This is a genomic window from Planococcus sp. FY231025 (assembly GCF_052078085.1).
Lineage (GTDB): Bacteria > Bacillota > Bacilli > Bacillales_A > Planococcaceae > Planococcus.
Window position 1 is genome coordinate 71,474 of record NZ_JBQJJG010000012.1, and the last position, 17,934, is coordinate 89,407.

General features: G+C 51.1%; 18 protein-coding genes. 6 read left to right on the forward strand and 12 right to left on the reverse strand.

All coding sequences use genetic code 11. From position 1 onward, the window contains the following. Positions 1–31 precede the first annotated feature (31 nt). The 9 genes from ACTL32_RS16775 to ACTL32_RS16815 form a co-directional block, all read right to left on the reverse strand. Positions 32–610: a TerD family protein gene (locus ACTL32_RS16775; RefSeq protein ID WP_441342540.1), complete on the reverse strand. Its 579-nt coding sequence runs from the start codon at positions 608–610 to the stop codon at positions 32–34. A gap of 18 nt (positions 611–628) precedes the next feature. After that, positions 629–1,711: a toxic anion resistance protein gene (locus ACTL32_RS16780; RefSeq protein WP_441342541.1), complete on the reverse strand. Its 1,083-nt coding sequence runs from the start codon at positions 1,709–1,711 to the stop codon at positions 629–631. A gap of 21 nt (positions 1,712–1,732) precedes the next feature. Beyond that, a complete protein-coding gene (locus ACTL32_RS16785) occupies positions 1,733–3,346 on the reverse strand; it encodes a YceG family protein (protein WP_441342542.1) in 1,614 nt (537 codons plus the stop codon). A 12-nt stretch (positions 3,347–3,358) separates the two neighbouring features. After that, the gene (locus ACTL32_RS16790) at positions 3,359–4,183 is read right to left on the reverse strand and encodes an HAD family hydrolase (protein ID WP_441342543.1); all 825 of its coding nucleotides are present in this window, start codon (positions 4,181–4,183) and stop codon (positions 3,359–3,361) included. Then, positions 4,180–5,292 (reverse strand): cysteine protease StiP family protein, encoded by a 1,113-nt coding sequence (locus tag ACTL32_RS16795; protein ID WP_441342544.1) that lies wholly within the window; start codon positions 5,290–5,292, stop codon positions 4,180–4,182. The genes ACTL32_RS16790 and ACTL32_RS16795 overlap by 4 nt, the downstream gene beginning before the upstream one ends. Continuing rightward, positions 5,289–6,662, reverse strand: a complete 1,374-nt coding sequence (locus ACTL32_RS16800; RefSeq protein ID WP_441342545.1) for a phosphoribosyltransferase family protein — start codon at positions 6,660–6,662, stop codon at positions 5,289–5,291. The genes ACTL32_RS16795 and ACTL32_RS16800 overlap by 4 nt, the downstream gene beginning before the upstream one ends. Then, positions 6,595–7,740 carry an HpcH/HpaI aldolase/citrate lyase family protein gene (locus ACTL32_RS16805; RefSeq protein WP_441342546.1) on the reverse strand — a complete coding sequence of 382 codons (1,146 nt, stop codon included), beginning with the start codon at positions 7,738–7,740 and terminating at the stop codon, positions 6,595–6,597. The genes ACTL32_RS16800 and ACTL32_RS16805 overlap by 68 nt, the downstream gene beginning before the upstream one ends. Before the next feature lie 107 nt (positions 7,741–7,847). After that, positions 7,848–8,426, reverse strand: coding sequence for a TerD family protein (locus tag ACTL32_RS16810; protein ID WP_441342547.1), 579 nt, complete (start codon positions 8,424–8,426; stop codon positions 7,848–7,850). Between the two features lie 14 nt (positions 8,427–8,440). Beyond that, on the reverse strand, positions 8,441–9,058 hold the full coding sequence (locus tag ACTL32_RS16815) for a TerD family protein (RefSeq protein ID WP_204891303.1): 618 nt from the start codon (positions 9,056–9,058) through the stop codon (positions 8,441–8,443). 329 nt (positions 9,059–9,387) lie between these two features. On the opposite strand from ACTL32_RS16815, the gene ACTL32_RS16820 reads away from it, so the two are divergent. The 6 genes from ACTL32_RS16820 (at position 9,388) to ACTL32_RS16845 (ending at position 15,450) form a co-directional block, all read left to right on the forward strand. Next, the gene (locus ACTL32_RS16820; protein ID WP_441342574.1) at positions 9,388–10,332 is read left to right on the forward strand and encodes a glycosyltransferase family 2 protein; all 945 of its coding nucleotides are present in this window, start codon (positions 9,388–9,390) and stop codon (positions 10,330–10,332) included. After that, entirely contained in the window at positions 10,322–10,717 is a 396-nt protein-coding gene (locus tag ACTL32_RS16825; RefSeq protein WP_441342548.1) for a GtrA family protein, read from the forward strand. Before ACTL32_RS16820 ends, ACTL32_RS16825 begins: the two co-directional genes overlap by 11 nt. A gap of 19 nt (positions 10,718–10,736) precedes the next feature. Continuing rightward, positions 10,737–13,328, forward strand: a complete 2,592-nt coding sequence (locus ACTL32_RS16830; RefSeq protein ID WP_441342549.1) for a YfhO family protein — start codon at positions 10,737–10,739, stop codon at positions 13,326–13,328. Positions 13,329–13,441: 113 nt separating this feature from the next. Then, positions 13,442–14,017, forward strand: a complete 576-nt coding sequence (locus ACTL32_RS16835) for a superoxide dismutase family protein (protein ID WP_441342550.1) — start codon at positions 13,442–13,444, stop codon at positions 14,015–14,017. A 118-nt stretch (positions 14,018–14,135) separates the two neighbouring features. Beyond that, positions 14,136–15,011 (forward strand): SDR family oxidoreductase, encoded by an 876-nt coding sequence (locus ACTL32_RS16840; RefSeq protein ID WP_441342551.1) that lies wholly within the window; start codon positions 14,136–14,138, stop codon positions 15,009–15,011. A gap of 46 nt (positions 15,012–15,057) precedes the next feature. After that, positions 15,058–15,450, forward strand: coding sequence for a DUF2512 family protein (locus ACTL32_RS16845; protein ID WP_441342552.1), 393 nt, complete (start codon positions 15,058–15,060; stop codon positions 15,448–15,450). 461 nt (positions 15,451–15,911) lie between these two features. Here ACTL32_RS16845 and ACTL32_RS16850 read toward each other — a convergent pair whose 3' ends face one another. From ACTL32_RS16850 to ACTL32_RS16860, 3 genes are all read right to left on the reverse strand, one after another. Then, positions 15,912–16,610 carry a YqjF family protein gene (locus ACTL32_RS16850; RefSeq protein ID WP_441342553.1) on the reverse strand — a complete coding sequence of 233 codons (699 nt, stop codon included), beginning with the start codon at positions 16,608–16,610 and terminating at the stop codon, positions 15,912–15,914. 54 nt (positions 16,611–16,664) lie between these two features. Next, the gene (locus ACTL32_RS16855) at positions 16,665–17,489 is read right to left on the reverse strand and encodes a manganese catalase family protein (protein WP_441342554.1); all 825 of its coding nucleotides are present in this window, start codon (positions 17,487–17,489) and stop codon (positions 16,665–16,667) included. A 64-nt stretch (positions 17,490–17,553) separates the two neighbouring features. After that, a complete protein-coding gene (locus tag ACTL32_RS16860) occupies positions 17,554–17,802 on the reverse strand; it encodes a hypothetical protein (RefSeq protein ID WP_441342555.1) in 249 nt (82 codons plus the stop codon). Positions 17,803–17,934: the final 132 nt, after the last annotated feature.

The window sequence follows — 17,934 nt, forward strand, 5'->3', positions numbered from 1 at the left end:
TGATGACGGGCGTTTATCATGCAGTATTGTATTAACCTAAACCGAAATCGTTGACAAGTGCTGCAAGGCCACCTTGGTATCCGCTTCCGATGGCGTTGAATTTCCACTCGCCGCCGTGGCGGTAAAGTTCGCCGACCACCAATGCGGTTTCGATGGAAAAGTCCTCGCCCAGGTCATAGCGCAGGATTTCCTGGCTCGTGCTTTCATTCATTACACGGATAAAGGCATTTGACACTTGACCGAAGTTCTGGCCACGGCTTTCCGCTTCGTGGATGGTGACTGTAAATACCACTTTATGGATATCAGCAGGTACATTCGGCAAATCGACAATCACTTGCTCATCGTCCCCTTCCCCTTCACCTGTCAGGTTGTCGCCTGTGTGAACGACGGATCCGTTGCCCCCAGTCAGATTATTATAGAAGATGAAATCTTCCGGCCCTCGGGATTTGCCATTTTCAGCCACCAGGAAAATCGATGCATCCAAGTCGAAATCTCCGCCGCCGCTGTATTTATTCGTATCCCACCCTAATCCTACAAGGACTTTGGTCAATCCGGGATTGGTTTTTGTTAAATCGATTTTCTGGCCCTTTGTTAAATTAATTGATGACATGTAAAGTTCCTCCTTCGATTAATTGGCTTTTCGCTGAGTCTCTTCGTATTTCTTCTGCAATTCTTCGATCCGCAGACGGCCTTGCTCGCGCATTTTGCGGTTTTCATCTTCAATTGCCCGCGTATCGTTCATGCCTTGCATGATGGTCTCCCATGTCTGTTCGATTGTTTCGATCTTGATGCTCGGCTGGCCGGACATGCGCGCGATATCTACGCTTTGGCGCGAAATATCATTGGCATTTTTCAGCAGCATTTCATTGGTGCGTCGGTCCAGTTCGTTCATTCCTTCCGCCACCAGGCTCTGGCGCTTGGCTGCAATGGCATTGATCAGGCCGGTTTTGAAGATCGGAATCGTCGTGACGAACGCGGAGTTGATCTTGCCGATGAGCTTCGTGTTGCCTCGCTGAAGCATGCGGATCTGCGGTGCCGATTGGTAGGACACTTGTTTCGCCATTTCCAGATCGTAGATGCGCTGTTCAAGCAATTCAATCGCGTTCTGCAAGGAGTTCAGCTCCATCAAAGCCATCTGGTTGCCGCTTTCCGCTTTTGCCTGTACGTCCGGCAATTGCTGTTTCAGTTCCTCCACTTTGATGTCCCCTGCAGCGATGTATTTTTCGAGTTCCATGAAATACTGGAAGTTTTTGTCGTACAGTTCTTCCAAAGTCGTCGTGGATTTCTTCATTTCCGTCTCGTACTTTGTAATCTCGACATAGACTTTATCAATTTCAGTGCCCATTGTCTGGTATTTATTAAACAATTGTTCGATGACCTTATTGCCTTTATTGAAGACTCTGCTAAGGAAGCCTTTCTTTTCAACAAAATCCTTTTTATCGAATTTGTCCATGATTTTCCCGAGCTGCTTCAGCAATTCGCTGGATTCCTCCATGCTGTTTGCTTGGACGGTGTTCAGGACTTTGCCTGTGAAGGCGGAAATCTCGTTTGCCGGTTCACGGCCGAATTCCAAAAGTTCTATCTGGTTTTTTGGATTGATTTTCGAAGCCAGTTGGAGCACTTCCGGATCTTTTTTCAACTGGACCTTCAATTCGTTTTCGTTCTGCATCGCCAACTCTTGCTGTTCAATTTGATCAGGCATTGTGTTCATCTATTTTCCCTCCTTTTATGGTTACAGCCACTTTCTGAAAATCTTTTTGACCACTGACGGTTCTCTGTATGGTTCGTCGTAGCTTCTGTCATCAAGCCAATGCGTATCGATTGCTTCCATATCGATCCAGCGTTCGATGTCCTGGTGCCCCTGCGGGTTGATGATGATGACATCGAGGCCGAACGTGTGGATCAACGCAATGGCATTGGCGTCGGCGCGGCTTAATTCGCCGTCTTTTTCTTCGTTGTAGAAAAGCAGCGTGGGCACGAACTGCGGATAATCGAATTGCTGGATCAGTTTGATTACAGAATCCGGTAAGGACATCGATTGGGAAAAAGCATAAAGCTGCAGATCCTCAAACGATTCGTTGTTCTGCGGCGTCAGCAGCGGCTTTTCCACATGGCGCGCAATTGCTTCGCAAAGCGCTGTCTGAACGCCGCTCGGCAGCTTGCCGTATTTCCACCAATTGGCCGATTTCATCTTTTCGGGATCAAGGCGGCCATTTGGGTCGAGCGCTCCGCGATAATGGAATTGCTGGTTGCCTTTTCGTTCTTCGATAAACGGAAAACTGCGGATCAGCAGCGTGTCTTCCCGGTCGGTCAAACTGTGGATATTATCCCAAAAGCGCCGGCGGTCCCTTTCAATCCCCATGATTTTCGAAAAGACGACGGGTATGATAACGCTTCCCCGCTCGACCGCAAAGGACGGCCGCACCATCGCACGCTCCTTGGCCAGGATGAACGCTTCATCGAGCGTCGTCTTTAAATGGATGGATTTGGTCAGATAAGATTTGAATTGGAAAGGTTTATAAAGGCCAGAATCATCGTGGTGCAAAAGCCGCTCCACTTCCTGGGTCGCCCGGTAAGCGACGGTCCCGACGCGCTGCGGCTTCTCCTCCGGAAACGGAGGCACCGAATCAGCGGTGATCTGGAAGCTATAGGTCGGCAGCTCTTTTTCGCCGGCGGCGTCTTCCAGCCATTGCTTGCCTTCCGGATCGAAAACCACGAGATGGAAACCGTAGGCAGCTGCAAATTTCAAAAACCACTTCTCGCTTTCCGTCGTCGTTCCATACCAGAGAAAGCCCGGAAGGCCCTTTTCAAGCGACAGCTTTTCCAGCTCCGGCTCGATATGATTGAACGTCCATTTCACCAAGTCTGTCGAAATACGCCGGAACGACGAATGTGTCGTGCTGCCGCCGGACTGTGCCTGGAACTCCTTCAGGATATCGATCATGACGAGGCGAAGCCGCCGGTTCAATCCTGCATCCTTCAGCCTTGGCAGCAGCCCTTTGCCATCAAGGAACGCAACGATGCGGTTCGGCGACAGCCCCCGTTCCTTGATGTTCACTTCGAACAAATCCTGCAGGCTCCGCAGGCGCTCGGGGGAAATCTGCTTGTTCAAGCTGCCTGACAGCCGGATCAACCGTCCGCCTGACTCTTCCAGCAAATCGTAGATGGATGCGAAGTAATCATCTTTATCCAGCGGCATGCCGACCAGTTGGCCGAGAAGTTGCGGATACGTCAGGGTTTCTTCTTCCACTTTTGTTTCGGGATGATCGGCCAACGGTTTCTTGAACCAATCGCCCAATTTTTCCGGATCCCACGTTCTTACGCGGACCGGATGCAGTTGAACCATGGGAATCCCTCCTTATTTATCAAACTGGCAGGAAACTTCGGCAAGGCGTTCAAGAATTTCTTCGCCGGCTTTTATTCCCTGGTTCTCTGTGATTTCAATATGTTCCGGCATCGGGACATCGCTCCGGGCGGCTTCCCCGTGCGCCGGAAGTATGCCGACGTCTGCGCTTTCGAGAAGGCAGAGGTCAAGGAGCGAATCCCCGGCGGCGATGACGTAATCGGCCTGGATGCGCTCTTTGACATATTCCATCGCCCCGGCTTTCGTGATGCTCTCCGGCATTAGGTAAAGCTTGCGCCCTTGGAGGGACATCTCCCAGCCGAGCTTCCGGAATGTCTCGGTGTAGAAGCCGAGGTTTTCTTCCGGGAAGCGCTCGCGGTCGATGATCAAATAGACGAACCAGTCATCGGCTTCACGCACGCGCAGCACCCATTCCTCCGAGAAATGGCGCTCGACTTCCGGCATCAGTTCCTGGATGATCGTCTTCTGGCTGACGCATTGCTTCCGGATGCGATCCGACCATTCACGGATCGGCACGCCGTTCTCCAGAATGACTGCGCCATTGGAGATAACTGCATATTCGGGCGGCTCATCTCCTTTATAAATTCCGGTCACCCGTTCATACTGGGCTTGGGTTCTTGTCGTCACTGGCAAAAAGAAAGCCGCCTTGCTTTCGTTCAGGTTCCAAAGTGCCTCTTGGCTTTTCTCGGTCATGAAAGATTGCGGATTGCCTTCGAAGCGTTCCACTTCCTTCAATTCCTCTTCGCTTACTTCGGACCCCATCGACCGGCGGGAATAAATCAAGGTCTGGTCCAAGTCGCTGGCAAATAAAAGCTTCATATCTCTTTCCCCGATCTGATAAGCCCGATAGCCCGATAAAAGAGCTTAGGCACTTCTTCAACAGGTACGCCCTTCTCTTTGGCAAGGATCAATATATGCTGGATATCCGGATGATCCAGGTTGCGCACAAATACTTTCCAAGGGCTTCGGCGGAGCAGCACGCGTGTCGTTTCACCGACACCCGGTTTAATCAAGTGGTAATCCTGTTCGCTGTAAAGCCTGTCGCCAATTTTCTCAACTTCCTTCATTCCCTGCCAAGTCCGTTCCATTGTGACAGGCAGTTCCGCTGCATCCCGCTCTACTGCAGCCGCAGAATCCCTGAACGTTCCAGCCACCTGGTCGACAAAGTCATTGGACAAATCTTCATCGAGCATTTCTGCATAGAATTTCGCCCCATGGAAATCATCTTCTCCAACGTAGCGGTCGTTAAGGATAGTTCTGCTGACCAGCCCCGATACTGTCGCATTTAGGCATGCGCTGGGTATCAGAAAATCGTCTCGTGTACCGAACAGCACAGCACATGCTCCCGGATCGGCCAGCACGGCCATGTCGTCTTTCAGGTTCCAGCCTTTTTCATTGTTCAAGCTTTGTACCGCTTTAGTTAATTCTTTTTGGATTGCACCCTTCCCTGTCCAGCCGTCGACAAACTGGATCCGGCTGTTCGGATGGTCTTGATGGATGGCCTGCAGCGCTTTATTGTCGATTCCTTTATCTCGTAAAATGGATACGCTGTAATGCGGCCAGTCGAGACCCATTTCATGCTGGGCATAGCGCCGGATTAAAATGCCGATCGGGCTTCCCGCACGCGCAAGGGAGACGAGCACAATATCGTCCGTTTTGGCATTCAGATGAATCCGCCGTGCCACCAGACCTACCAGATATCCCAAGCGTCCCTTCGTTTTTTCCACCGTTGAATGGTACAAGCGCGTATATTCCTTTGACGGTTTATATTCAATTGGCAAGCGCTCTGCATAATGCGCTCCCGACTGGACGGCCCGCTCCCGTTCTTCAAGGGTGCTTTCCATAAAATCTTCGGTTACATCTTTCAGTAAAAAAGTGATGTCTTCTTTCGGATAACTTGTTTTCACTAATCCTTCGACACGATTCATCCGGCAGATCCCCTCCTTTTTACTTTCGTCAATGAAATCCATTCCACTGGGGCTTTCTGTTCGAGATACGCCAAAAGCGGCTCCCATGCAGATGGATCGGCAACCGATTCAGCTACCAAATAAATTTTTGTTATATCGAGAAAATCCAGGTTGTAAATAAATTGGGCAACCCCTGCTGAATCCGGCAAGACAAATTCCGCTTTTCCTTTAATCGGATAGCCTTCCTCATCGGCAGCAAAAATCGGGCTGCGGGTCGTGGTCTGCACCAGCGCCTCGCCGCTCAATTCAAAAGCCAGCCGGAGCGGCAAATACATATTCTCACCGATGCCGATCACCAGCGGCTTCTCTCCTTCAGCGCTTTGTAGCAATTCTGCCGTTCGGAGTGCCCAGCCATCAATGCCCAAATGCTCTGCGCTCGACAGGCCGAATCTGCCGGTCAACGGCAGATACCGCTGGCCGGTTTCCGATACATGCGGCAATTCTCCGGCATGGTCCGCTTCCGCCAGCTCCGCTGAACTTTGGCCGCGGAGATTCACGAGGCCGCCATCGTCCGGCGAAGATCCATGATGCAGTTCGAATTGGCCTGACGCCAGGGAAAGCACGGAGATGCCAATTCCCCTTTCCGCTCCCAGAACAGCCACGTTCTGTTGCTGCGCCGGGCTTCTCCAATCCAGGATGGACAACGAAGTATAGGATTTCCCGGGAAATTGGCTATCCAGCGCTTTGATCAGATTCACCAATGTGTTGCCGGTCGAGATTTCATCGTCTATCAGGACAATGGCTTCAGCATCTTCCAATATCCCTTCTTGAGCATAAACGCGATGGGAAGTTGCGTGGGAATGCTCTTCTTCGAAGACAAACGAAGGGGTGAGGCCGGCAATATCTTCACGCGTGGTATGGATGTAGAAGGAATTTGTAAAATGCTGGAAAACAGAATGTCCAAGGCCTGTTGCCGTTTCAGCCATTCCGATAAACAGCGTCTTTTCCGGCAACGCCACCCGGTACTCCATCGCCGACCTCATCAGCCCGGCATCTGAAGCGCCGCTGCCGACCATCTGCGCCAACTCGTCCACTTGCGGAGGCGGGGCAATGCCCGATTTCTCCATCAGCAAAGAGGCGAGCAAAGTACCGGTTCCGAGTGCCAGCACGGGATTGACCGCTAAGTGCTTGGCGATCAGCTTGCTGACAAAAAGAAACTGCCGCTTTTTATTGACCCGGATCGCCATTGAGAACAGGGCTTCCACAGGAAGCCCTTTGTATGTCTCGTCTACGGCAACCGACAAATCGAGCCGGTCCCATAATTTATAATTGTTTTGATAATTGGCTTGATCGGATGTGGTTGATAACATCGATCGGTTTAAAATTCTCATTCAGCACCCCATAAATCTCCGCCTGGGCTGCTATCTTCCGCGCCCAGCTTAAATGCGGTTTCACTTCGTTCATCTTGTTGCGCTTCGGGCTCTGCAGGACGCCGTTCCGGGTTCCGCTCTCCGCCAGGATAAGTGATGCATCTGTGAAACTCTCATGCGACACAATATGCCCGGCATTGACGATGGAAATCTGGGAGGGATGGATGCAGGTCTTCCCCTTGAATCCGTTCAGCACATCGAGCTGCACTTCTTCCCATAGCATCTGTTCGGGCACGGTGGCCAGCCAGCCATTGGAGCCGGTTGAAAAATGTTCATAGACCGGTCCGGAAACCGTAAAGCCGTCTTCTGCACGGCCGAACTGGTTCAGCACGTCCGTCAGGCAATCGCGGATGACCTGGACGTCGTAAATCGTCCGTTCCGCTGGGCGTCGCAGGCCGTAAAGACTCGAGAAGTCGGTAGCTCCTACCCGGACTGTCAGTACACGGTGCAATTCTCTGCGCAATAGCTGATGGAGCTCGAGCAAAGTCCGTTCACGCGATTCCGCATACAGCACCTCTTTCGTTTCCAGCAAGGGAAGCGCATAAAGCATCCGCCCCGCGCTTTCACTTGCCCGGTCCAGCGCTTCAAAAAAAGCGGGCAGCAGTTCCGGAAGGCATTTTGGAAAAACGATGCCGGTCAGGACGCCGAATGAACGGCCGCATAAAGAAGCGACCTTATAGAGCTGCGCTGCATCCCGGACGCGCAAAAAAAGCGCCGGTGCTTCCGCCAACTGGTAAGGCGACGCTTTTTCCAATAATTTAAACTGCGCCACGACATTCTGTTCGGCGGCTAAAAGCTCCGAATCCGCCACAGCATCCTCTAGGCAGACAATCAAAGTTGTCAGACCGGCGAATGCCCCGCGGCTGTACTGCCCGGACAGGATCTTGCTTCCGAAATCCGGTCGTGTGCCCGGTGTATAAAGTGCTGCGCCCAAGGCGAGCCCCAGTGTTTCCCGTTCTGCATCTCGGTTGAATTCTGCCGGGGAATATTTAAAAAAAGTCTTTAAATCAGAATCGGTCATTGCACCAAAATGTCTCATAAATTGTTTCCTCCCGGCCTGCTGCAAAAGCTGGCGCACATAAAGTAAATTGCCGGTAAAAGGCTAAAAAAGCAAGGAGATAAACCCCTTGCTTTTTTACTTTCCCATTAAGCGTCCAATCCAAAATCCTTAACAAGAGAACCGAGGCCGCCTTGATAGCCGCTGCCGATCGCATTAAATTTCCATTCATTGTTGTGGCGGTAAAGTTCGCCGACGACAACTGCCGTTTCGATAGAGAAATCTTCTCCTAAGTCGTAGCGGATCAACTCTTCGTTCGTGTCGCCGTTTACGATGCGCACATAAGAGTTGCTGACTTGGCCGAAATTCTGCCCGCGCGTTTCTGCATCATGGATCGTAATGGCAAATGTAACGCGTTCGATCGAAGCAGGAACAGTAGACAAGTTCACTTTCACTTGCTCATCGTCGCCGTCTCCTTCACCCGTCTTGTTGTCGCCCGTATGCTCAACAGCACCGCCTGCGCCAATTGTATTGTTATAGAAAACAAAATCCGCTTCAGAAGAAGCCTTGCCGCTTGAGTTCAATAGGAACACAGAAGAATCAAGGTCAAAGTCCTGTCCTCCGTCATACTTGTTTGTATCCCAGCCAAGACCTACGATTACGTTCGTTAATCCTGGATTTGATTTTGTTAAGTCCACTTTCTGTCCTTTTGATAAATTGATTGCCATTATTCCTTCACTCCTTATGCGTATTTGTTTGCAATTGAACCGATATCCGGGTCTACAGTGCCTTCGCCGATTGCAGAGAACTTCCATTCAGAGCCCTGGCGGTATAGCTCGCCTGGGATTAATGACATTTTACCGGCATAGTTTTCAGTCAAGTTGTAGTGGATCAGCTCTTCTTTCGACTGGTTATCCACCAGACGGATAAAAGCATTCTGGATCATGCCGAAATCCTGTTTTTTCTGTTTCGCATTATAGATGTTGACCACGAACACCAAGCGGTGGACCGATGGTGAAATCCTGCTTAGATCGATCTGAATCGTTTCGTCATCGCCTTCGCCGGCGCCTGTCAAGTTATCGCCTGAATGGACGACGCTGCCGTCCTTGCTTTTTTTATTGCCGAAATAGATCAGGTTCTCTTTGCCCTGGAGCTTGCCGTTTTCATCAAGCAGGATGACTGAAGCGTCACAATCCACATCAGCTCCGCCTCCGCCCCCTCCGCCAAGCAAGCCGCTCAGGAAGCCTCCGCTCTTTTTTGTTTCTACAGGGTCCCAGCCGAGGCCGACCATGATGCTTGATAGAGATGAACGTCCTTTTGTCAAATCGATTTTCTGACCTTTTACAAGATTGATAGCCATCTTTTGCACTCTCCATTCATCTTTATGTACTCTTTATAATAGTATTTGTAAATCCGGAAAATTTCAATTATTAACGGCTATTGCCGCGTCTTTTAAAAACGCGGGCGAACTTCCGTCCACTCCATGCCGTCTTTATCAGATGGGATGGAGTTTGCGGCGCGTCCCGGATTTTGGCCGATACAAGTATATACGTTTGCCGGCCCGGAAAGTTTCGCCATTTCGTAAAATAGAAATGCACAGCACTTCCCCTCAATGAGGCATACTCTTCCTGAGGGTCGGGTAAACATAATCAGCAGGCAAAATATAACCTATCCATTGCAAAGGGGGTCCTGAAGGTGAAGCTGCTTTCGATTGTCGTACCGGTCTATAACGAAGAAGCGAACATCACCTACATGTACGAGAGGCTGATCGAGGAGTTGAAGCCGCTCCCATTCAATTATGAAATCATGTTTATCAACGACGGTTCGTCCGACGGCACACTCCAGGAGATCCTGGCGCTTGCCGAACGCTTCGAAGGCGTTAAATATATATCGCTGACCCGCAACTTTGGAAAAGAAGCTGCGTTGTTTGCCGGCTTGAAACGCATCAGGGGCGATGCCGCTATTTTGATGGATGGGGATCTCCAGCATCCGCCGGAACTGATCGGTCAGATGGTGCGCGGATACGAGGAAGGCTACCATCAAGTGGTGGCAAAACGCTCACGCACCGGCGACAAGAAAATCCGCCAAGTGTTTTCCGTCCTTTATTACAAACTGGTGAATTCGATCACGGATGTCGACTTGGCGGACGGCGAAGGCGACTTCCGCCTGCTCAGCCGGAAAGCTATCAATGCCATTTTACAGCTGAGTGAAAGCAACCGCTTTTCAAAGGGCTTGTATTCCTGGATCGGACTCAGCAAGAAGATCATCTCCTATGAAAATGTGACGCGCGCCGGCGGCCAGTCCAAATGGTCGTTCGGCAACCTCGTGAACTACGGCATCGACGGCATCATTTCTTTCAACTTGAAGCCGCTGCGCGTCTGCTTTTACACTGGGTTCGTCATTCTGTTCCTGTCGATCATCTATATCGGCATCACATTTTATGACATCATGACTGAAGGCATCGGAGCGCCGGGCTATTTCACGACCATATCGTCCATCCTGTTCCTCGGCGGAATCCAATTGATCAGTTTGGGCGTCATCGGGGAATATGTCGGCCGCATCTACAATGAAACCAAGCGCCGGCCGAACTTCCTGATCGACATCAGCAATGCGGAGGAATACGATGAACCTTAATAGGCTGAATACCGAATTTACCCGCTTCATTGCAGTAGGCGTCATCAATACCATGACTTACTACGCCATCTATCTGCTGCTCCATAATGTTTTCTCGATGCCGTACCTGCTCGCCCATATCATCGGATTCATCATTTCGCTGAATGTTTCTTTCTTCCTGAACTCTTACGTTACGTATAAAGTGAAGCCGACACTCCGGAAGTACTTGCTGTTTCCGCTGACTCAGGTCGTCAATATGTCGGTTTCCACAAGCCTGATTTTCATCTTCGTTGAATTCCTGAAAATCGACAGCAATATCGCGCCGTTTGCTGCCGTGCTGTTTACGATTCCTATCACGTTTCTCGTATCCAGCAAAATCATGAAGCATCCGGCCCGCACAAAATAACCCAAAAGACGGTGAAAGCATGCGAAGGAATGCCCCTAATTTCATCTTGCTAGCTAGCTGCCTGGCTATGGCCGTTGCCGGGCACGCAGTGTTTTTATACCAGTGGAGCCAAAACCACTTTATGACCGGCATCAATGATGGCCTGTCACAGATCCTGCCGTTCAAGAAGCTGCTGTATGAACAGTACACGGACGGGGAATTTTTTTATTCGTTCGATTTCGGATTGGGTGCCGGGACATTCAGTGAACTGTCCTATTATTTCTCAACCTCGATTTTCTTTCTGGCCACCGCAGCTGTGGTTTTCGGGCTGGAATCAGCCGGCATCCTCGCTCCCCCGGACATCCTGTTCTGGGCGAATGCCGCAGTTTTTATCAGCATCGTCCGGCTGACGTTCGTGCTGTTTGCAGCTTCCAAGTTCTTTTCTTATATAGGCGCAGCCCGCGCCCCGGCTTTTGTCGGTGCGGCGGTCTACGGCATATCCGGCATGTATTTCCGGCATGCCGTCTATTGGGATTTTTTTGCCGATGCATACCTCTGGCTGCCGCTCCTGCTTTTCGGTGTTGAAAAAATCTTCCGCGAACAAAAACCGGGCTGGTTTTTGATCGGGGTTTCCATTTCCTTGTTCGATAATTTCTATTTTTCCTATATCAATTTCCTGCTCACCGGCATTTACATTGCGGTCCGCTTTTTTATTCCCCTTGCCGGCAAGGAAATTCACCGTGCCAAAGCAGCCGGCCACTTTCTGCTTGCCGGACTGCTCGGCTTCGGCATCAGCGCCGTTTCGTTCATTCCGGCGGTCTACGCTTATTTGAACAACCACCGCCCGCCGTTCCAGCAGGATACTGAATGGGTCGATTTTACGGACAATGTGTTGTTCACCAGCCGGTTCATCATTTTGCCGGCCATCTTTGTGCTTTTCCTGTTCTCCTCCTCCCTTTACCGGGACCGGCTGTTCCGTTTTTTTGCCGTACTCGGGCTCATCGGGATCGTTCTTCATTTCAGCCCGATGGCCGCAAGTGCGTTCAACGGTTTTTCCGCGCCGCAATATCGCTGGGAATATTTTCTCGCGCTCGCTGCCGGAGGCGCCATAGCTGCAGGGCTCAGCAAGCTTCATACGGTTACAGAACGGCAATTCGCACTAGCCGCTCTTCTGGCGATTGCAGCCTATTTGCTGGCAGCATTCATCGATCCTGCCTTCGAGCCCGAAGCACCCTGGACGATGCTGGCCCTCGCCTTGCTGATTGCCGCAATCTTTTTGCTCTACGCTGCGGCCCGTTGGAAACGCCCCGCAGCCAAGTGGCTGCTCGCCGGCTTTATCCTGGTGAGCCAGGCGGTTTTCACGAATGTCTACCAGGTCGAAAACATTTTGGATGCCGGCGGAATCGATGCTGTCAGCCAGGACTTGCTGACTGGAGAAGAATACGACGACCCTGAAATCCGCGGCCTGCTGCAGGAAATCCGCCGCCAGGAAGATGGCGGGCCTTATCGCATCGACTGGATGGAAGGCGTCCGCAACAACACGCCGCTAGTCCAGGATTTCCGGGGGTTGAGTGCTTATTCCAGCATTCTGAACAAAAATCTCTTGTATTTTTACCTGTACGATCTGGAAATTGACATGGGCCGGGAAAGCGTCAGCCGCTACGCCGGCCTCGGCAACCGCGCCAATCTCCACAGCTTGCTGCAGGGAGACTATGCCATCAAGGAAACGGGAGACCCGAATGTCCCCTATGGCTTCACGGAAATAGCGTCTTCAGAGCATTTCACGGCTTATAAGAACCGCTACCCTCTGCCATTTGCACGGCCGGCTTCAAATATCTACCAAGAACGCCAGCTGGACGGCTCCCACCCGCTCATCCGTGAACATGCCATGCTGACCGGCATCGTGCTGGACGGCGGCCAAGCCGTTTCGCCATTGCCCAAAGCGACAGAAGTAACCTCGGACTATCGCATCGAACCGGTCGATGCAGTTTACCAGGACAGACGGCTTCAAGTGGACAGCGAAACCGGAGGGATCGATCTGGTCAATGAAGGCCCTGCCTTTAACGATGGCGATCTGTATGTTTCATTCCACTTAGAAAACCCTTCGCCGGGCACCGGATTCCCATTGGATGTGAACGGCTTTGAAACCTCGCGGAAAGCGAATGATTCCATCTACCGGACCTACATTGACGATCTGACCATCCGCATCCCTGCAGATGAAACCATCCAGATCCGGATGCCTGAAGGCACTTATGAAGTAGAGGACATCCAAATTTTCCAGGAGCCTTACGACATCCTGAAAAGGCAGGCAGCCGAAGAATCCGGACTGCGCAACCTGCAAATGGACGGCAGCCGGGTTTCCCTGCAATTTGATAATGCAGCAGCCGACCCGTTCCTGGCGCTTTCCATTCCTTATGAACGGGGCTGGTCCGCGAAGGTCAACGGCAAACGCGTACCGATCGAAAAAGCCAATTATGCATTTATGGGAGTGCCGATCGAAAAAGGCATGAACGAAGTCGAACTGGTTTACCGTCCGCCTTTCTTCACTATCTCCCTGCTGACGACACTGATTTTCTTGCTGCTCGGCGCCCTTTATCTTGCGGGAATGCGCAAACGCGCCAAAGCCCGCTGATTCCGGAAGTTTTTCCTCCTACAAAAGATGCGTCTTGTCAAAAACGTGTTTATCCCCTCAAAAATATGTGTAATGAGGGAATAACATCCTACTTTATGAGGAGATGAACCGTGATGAAGAAATGGCTCCTGCTTGTGTTCGTATTGGGATTCTTATTGATGTTGGCAGCCTGCGGCAATACGGAAGAAGAGCCGCCGACAGATGCTGACGGGGTAACGGAAGTGGAAGACGAAGAAGTGGATGAAGACAGCGAGCCTGCTCCGGAAGGCGAAGAAGCCGAGGACAATGCCGGTGAAGGTTCAAGTGAAGAATTGATGTTTGTGACGGTCGAAATGATGGATAGCGACGGCAATGCGAACGGAACGGCCGAGCTCGAAGATGAGGAGGGCGCAGTAGCAGTGAAGCTCGATCTCGAAGGCTTGGACGAAGGCACCTATAAAGTCCAATTCCATGACGAAGGCAAATGCGAAGCACCGGAATTCGAAACTGTCGGAGAGCCATTAGGAAGCGAACTTCCTGAAGTCGAAGCCTCAGGCGAAGGCACCGTCTCGGAAGAGCTGGCAGCTGAAGGGGTGACCTTGAAAGCCGGCGAAGAAAACTCCCTTCTGCAAGAAGGCGGAACTGCGCTCGTCGTCCATGATTCAGAGGATGCCGTGGTTGCGTGCGGCGTTGTAACTGCCCAACAATGAGCGGGAATCCCCGCTCTTTTTTTCTGCCTTTTTTCTCTTTATTCTCTTCCTTTGGGCGTTTAGCCAATCCGCCACCGGGAATAAATACCATAATGACTTTCTAAAGGAGGAATAAAGGATGGCAGAAGATAAATTCGAAAAAATCGACGAACAGGTGGAGCCGCAGGAGCAGGCTGAACAGCCGGGCAGCGAGAAGGAAATGTCGCCGGAACCGATCTATGATGACAAGGAATACAAAGGCGCCGGCAAATTAAAAGGCAAAGTTGCGCTCATCACTGGAGGCGACAGCGGCATCGGCCGAGCGGTGGCCGTAGCGTTCGCCAAAGAAGGCGCAGATGTGGCCATCGCTTATCTGGATGAACACGAGGACGCTGAAGATACGGTGAAAGCGATTGAATCTTACGGAGCGAAAGCATTCAAGGCCGCGACGGATGTCAGCAGCGTGGAGAACTGCCGGCAATTGGTCCAGGACGTCATTTCTGAATTCGGGCAGCTCAACATTCTCGTCAACAACGCAGGCAAGCAGTTCCCGCAAGATGATTTCCTGGCGATCACACCGGATCAATTGAAGGAAACATTCGAAACGAACATCTACAGCATGTTCTACTTGAGCCAGGCGGCCGTACCGCATATGCAAAAAGGCGATTCGATCATCAACACTTCTTCGGTGACAGCATACCGCGGCTCCTCTGAACTGATCGATTATTCATCGACCAAAGGGGCCATCACGACATTCACCCGCTCCCTGTCTCAAAGTTTGGCTGAGAAAGGCATACGAGTGAACTCAGTAGCTCCGGGCCCAATCTGGACCCCGCTCATCCCAGCCACATTCGATGCGGAAAAAGTCGGGAAGCACGGCGGCGACACTCCAATGGAACGCCGCGGACAGCCTGCTGAAGTTGCGCCGGCCTATGTCTACTTTGCCTCGAATGACTCAACGTACGTTACAGGCCAAGCCATCCATGTGAATGGCGGAGACTTTATTTCTTCATAAAGGAACCGACCGACCATAAACTCCAACGGGCAAGGAGGTGTCACCAATGAAATACATTGAAGCGCTTCTCATGAAATTTGCGATGGTGTTTGCTGTGCTGTTCATCGTTTTGGGTATTGCGTACGGCACGGAGATTTTCGATATTTTCCTGATCAGTGTTGTTGTGACCGCTGTCGGCTTTGTAGGCGACTTGATCATTTACCCGCGCACATCCAATAAAGTGGCAACAGCCGGCGATTTTGTATTGGACTTTGTCCTGATTTGGCTGTTGGCGGAACTTTGGGTGGAAAACCCAGAAACTTCCATGCTCATGCCAGCCCTTTACTCGGCTGCACTCATTGCCGCTGGCGAATGGTTCTATCATATCTACCTGAAAAAACGTTTGTGGGAGCATAAGGAAACATCCCACACCTTGAAACAGGAACCTAACCGCAAATAAAAAGAAAGAACGCGAAAGCGCCAGCTTTCGCGTTTTCAGCTCGTTTAGAAATATATAAATTGCTTGTCTCTTAACCGATATTCCGCAAAACAGCTGCGTAAAATCCCTGTGCTCCTGCGCGCTATGCGCTCGTCGCAAAGAGATGGCTCAAACTTCCTTAGTGCCATCTCTTTGCCGCGGGCGAGGGACAGGAGCAGTAAGGTTTTCTCCGCTGTTTTGCTCCATATCTCAGATAGCACTGTTAAAATGGATAGAGTTATCAGTTTTTTATGAACGACACGAGCGCCGGCGCGTCCATGGGCTGGGCGAAGCTATGAGACGGGTGCTTTTCCCGGATCCTGGCGAAAGCCATGCCCTAAGCGGCCGAAGCGGGGTAAGAATTTTTTCTTTGATTAACTTATCTAACGACGGTTTCTCGACATCCTAAAGAAAGCGAGAGCACAAGCTCTCGCTTTCTTTTTTTATGTCTTCTCTCGGACCGGCGGGTAAAAACGGACCCTTTGTGATCCGCCGGAATGCGCAAGCGGGCGAATGCTATGAAGATCATATGGAAGAAATGCCGCCATGGAATTCCGGTAGATCTCCCCTTTTATATAGTTTAACTCCCAAGGCGAATGTTCGATGTCTACCCGGTAAAGCTGTGTTTTGGGCTTGGTCCATAAACAATAACGTTCGGTCAGCCAGATTTCCAAAGGATTGGCTTTTACGGTTCCAGATGCCAGGCTGTATTCCAGCCGCAATTCTTCCGGATACTCCCCACGTTCTGTACAGCGGCTAATGAAGCTTGTCTTATTGCCATGCCGTTCCATTTCTATGCTCGCGCGCCGGTACGGAAGAAAGCCGCCGAACGAAGCAGCGCTGACGGCGAGCGGGCTGTCGGCATCCAATGAAAAAAAGTAGACGCCCGCTTGTCCATGGTATTTTACATATGTCCTGACATTGAGTTCCAGATATTCCTTCAGGCCTGGAATCGGCGGGCCGAAACGCAAGCGCGTTGCTTTCGCTTTGAAGGGCACTACGCCGACCCAAGCTTCTCCATCGAACAAATCCAATTCCAGTTCTTCAGGAATCCGGTCTTCAAGCCATCCGGCGGGAACCGGCCAGTGCAAAAACAGCAAATCATGCCATTCCTGCATCATCACCCATTGTCTGCTGCCCATCCCTTCACCCCTTCGAAAAAAAACGAGCCCCTTCCATGAAGAGGCTCTGTTCCTTTATTCTGGTTTATCCATTGGCAATGTATCATGCGCTTCTTTCGGGCCTGGCTTCAGTACCGGTTTTTCGCTCATCGGCACCGGTTTTTCGACAGTGATCGGATGGCCGTCCGGCGCTGGCTGGCTGACCCAAGGCAATTGAGATGCTGTGCTGGTTTCCGTATTCGTGTAAAGAATATGGGAGAATTGGGTCGCTTCCCATTCCGGCGGAACGGTCGACGGCACGATCGGCCCTTCTTTCGCTTCCAGATCCTTGATGGCTGCAAGCCACTGGTTCTGATGCATCGTATCACGCGCCAACAGGAAAGAGAACAGGTCCTTGACGCCGCGGTCGTCCGTCATGCTGTACAGGCGGGCAACTTGCAGGCGCCCCTGCGACTCTGCATTGACGTTGGCACGGAAATCCGCCAACAGGTTCCCGCTCGCCACAATATAGCCGGCATTCCAAGGAACACCATTGCTGTCTTTAGGCGATGCCCCGAGTCCGTGCACGATGGCATGCTGCGGGTTCATGCCGCCCATGATCGCCCCTATGATCGGATCGCTTGCTGCTTTCTCCTGCTCATAGACAGGCGCCCCTTCGAGAAGACGCGCAACCATTGTTGCAAGCAGCTCGATATGGCCCAGTTCCTGGGTTCCGGTATCCATCAGCAAATCTCTGTATTTTTCATTTCCGCGGGTGCTCCACCCTTGGAATAAGTATTGCATGGCTACGGACATTTCGCCGAATTGGCCGCCAATCAGTTCCTGGACTTTCTTCGCAAACACCGGATCCGGAGCATCCGGTTTTGAATGATATTGCAGTTCACCTGTATGGAAAAACATATGCATAACCTCCTGGATAGTGTCTAAAATGAAAAATCCTGAACATCACTGCATTGGCTAAGTGTCATTTTTTCGAAGGGAAAGATTCTCCCGGATGGCCGCCGTCATAATCCGAGTCATTATGCCCAGCATTGAACGTTCCTTGCTCTTCACTTTCTTCAGACGATTGTTCTTCTTGTCCTGCAAAGCTGCTTCCTGGATGTCCGCCGTCATAATCAGAATCGTTGTTTCCGGAATTGAATTGCACACCGGATTGTTTTTTCTTCTCCTGCTCCAACTTCTCCGGATCTTGGTTCGGGTCTTTATTGCTCATTTTCCGTTCCTCCTTCCATCTATACTTCATTTGCATTATTATGAATACCCAAACAATTCTTCAAGGAAACCAAATTATGTAAACCAACGAATAACTCCTACAATAGTCCTCGGGATTGCAGCCCGTATTTCG

What these genes read in the sequence shown, in the direction of transcription:
- ACTL32_RS16790 (WP_441342543.1), bottom strand. Translation starts at nt 4,183, where the DNA reads ATGAAGCTTTTATTTGCCAGCGACTTGGACCAGACCTTGATTTATTCC.
- ACTL32_RS16775 (WP_441342540.1), bottom strand. Translation starts at nt 610, where the DNA reads ATGTCATCAATTAATTTAACAAAGGGCCAGAAAATCGATTTAACAAAA.
- ACTL32_RS16825 (WP_441342548.1), top strand. Translation starts at nt 10,322, where the DNA reads ATGAACCTTAATAGGCTGAATACCGAATTTACCCGCTTCATTGCAGTA.
- ACTL32_RS16840 (WP_441342551.1), top strand. Translation starts at nt 14,136, where the DNA reads ATGGCAGAAGATAAATTCGAAAAAATCGACGAACAGGTGGAGCCGCAG.
- ACTL32_RS16800 (WP_441342545.1), bottom strand. Translation starts at nt 6,662, where the DNA reads ATGAGAATTTTAAACCGATCGATGTTATCAACCACATCCGATCAAGCC.
- ACTL32_RS16810 (WP_441342547.1), bottom strand. Translation starts at nt 8,426, where the DNA reads ATGGCAATCAATTTATCAAAAGGACAGAAAGTGGACTTAACAAAATCA.
- ACTL32_RS16795 (WP_441342544.1), bottom strand. Translation starts at nt 5,292, where the DNA reads ATGAATCGTGTCGAAGGATTAGTGAAAACAAGTTATCCGAAAGAAGAC.
- ACTL32_RS16860 (WP_441342555.1), bottom strand. Translation starts at nt 17,802, where the DNA reads ATGAGCAATAAAGACCCGAACCAAGATCCGGAGAAGTTGGAGCAGGAG.
- ACTL32_RS16780 (WP_441342541.1), bottom strand. Translation starts at nt 1,711, where the DNA reads ATGAACACAATGCCTGATCAAATTGAACAGCAAGAGTTGGCGATGCAG.
- ACTL32_RS16835 (WP_441342550.1), top strand. Translation starts at nt 13,442, where the DNA reads ATGAAGAAATGGCTCCTGCTTGTGTTCGTATTGGGATTCTTATTGATG.
- ACTL32_RS16845 (WP_441342552.1), top strand. Translation starts at nt 15,058, where the DNA reads ATGAAATACATTGAAGCGCTTCTCATGAAATTTGCGATGGTGTTTGCT.
- ACTL32_RS16830 (WP_441342549.1), top strand. Translation starts at nt 10,737, where the DNA reads ATGCGAAGGAATGCCCCTAATTTCATCTTGCTAGCTAGCTGCCTGGCT.
- ACTL32_RS16815 (WP_204891303.1), bottom strand. Translation starts at nt 9,058, where the DNA reads ATGGCTATCAATCTTGTAAAAGGTCAGAAAATCGATTTGACAAAAGGA.
- ACTL32_RS16805 (WP_441342546.1), bottom strand. Translation starts at nt 7,740, where the DNA reads ATGAGACATTTTGGTGCAATGACCGATTCTGATTTAAAGACTTTTTTT.
- ACTL32_RS16855 (WP_441342554.1), bottom strand. Translation starts at nt 17,489, where the DNA reads ATGTTTTTCCATACAGGTGAACTGCAATATCATTCAAAACCGGATGCT.
- ACTL32_RS16850 (WP_441342553.1), bottom strand. Translation starts at nt 16,610, where the DNA reads ATGGGCAGCAGACAATGGGTGATGATGCAGGAATGGCATGATTTGCTG.
- ACTL32_RS16785 (WP_441342542.1), bottom strand. Translation starts at nt 3,346, where the DNA reads ATGGTTCAACTGCATCCGGTCCGCGTAAGAACGTGGGATCCGGAAAAA.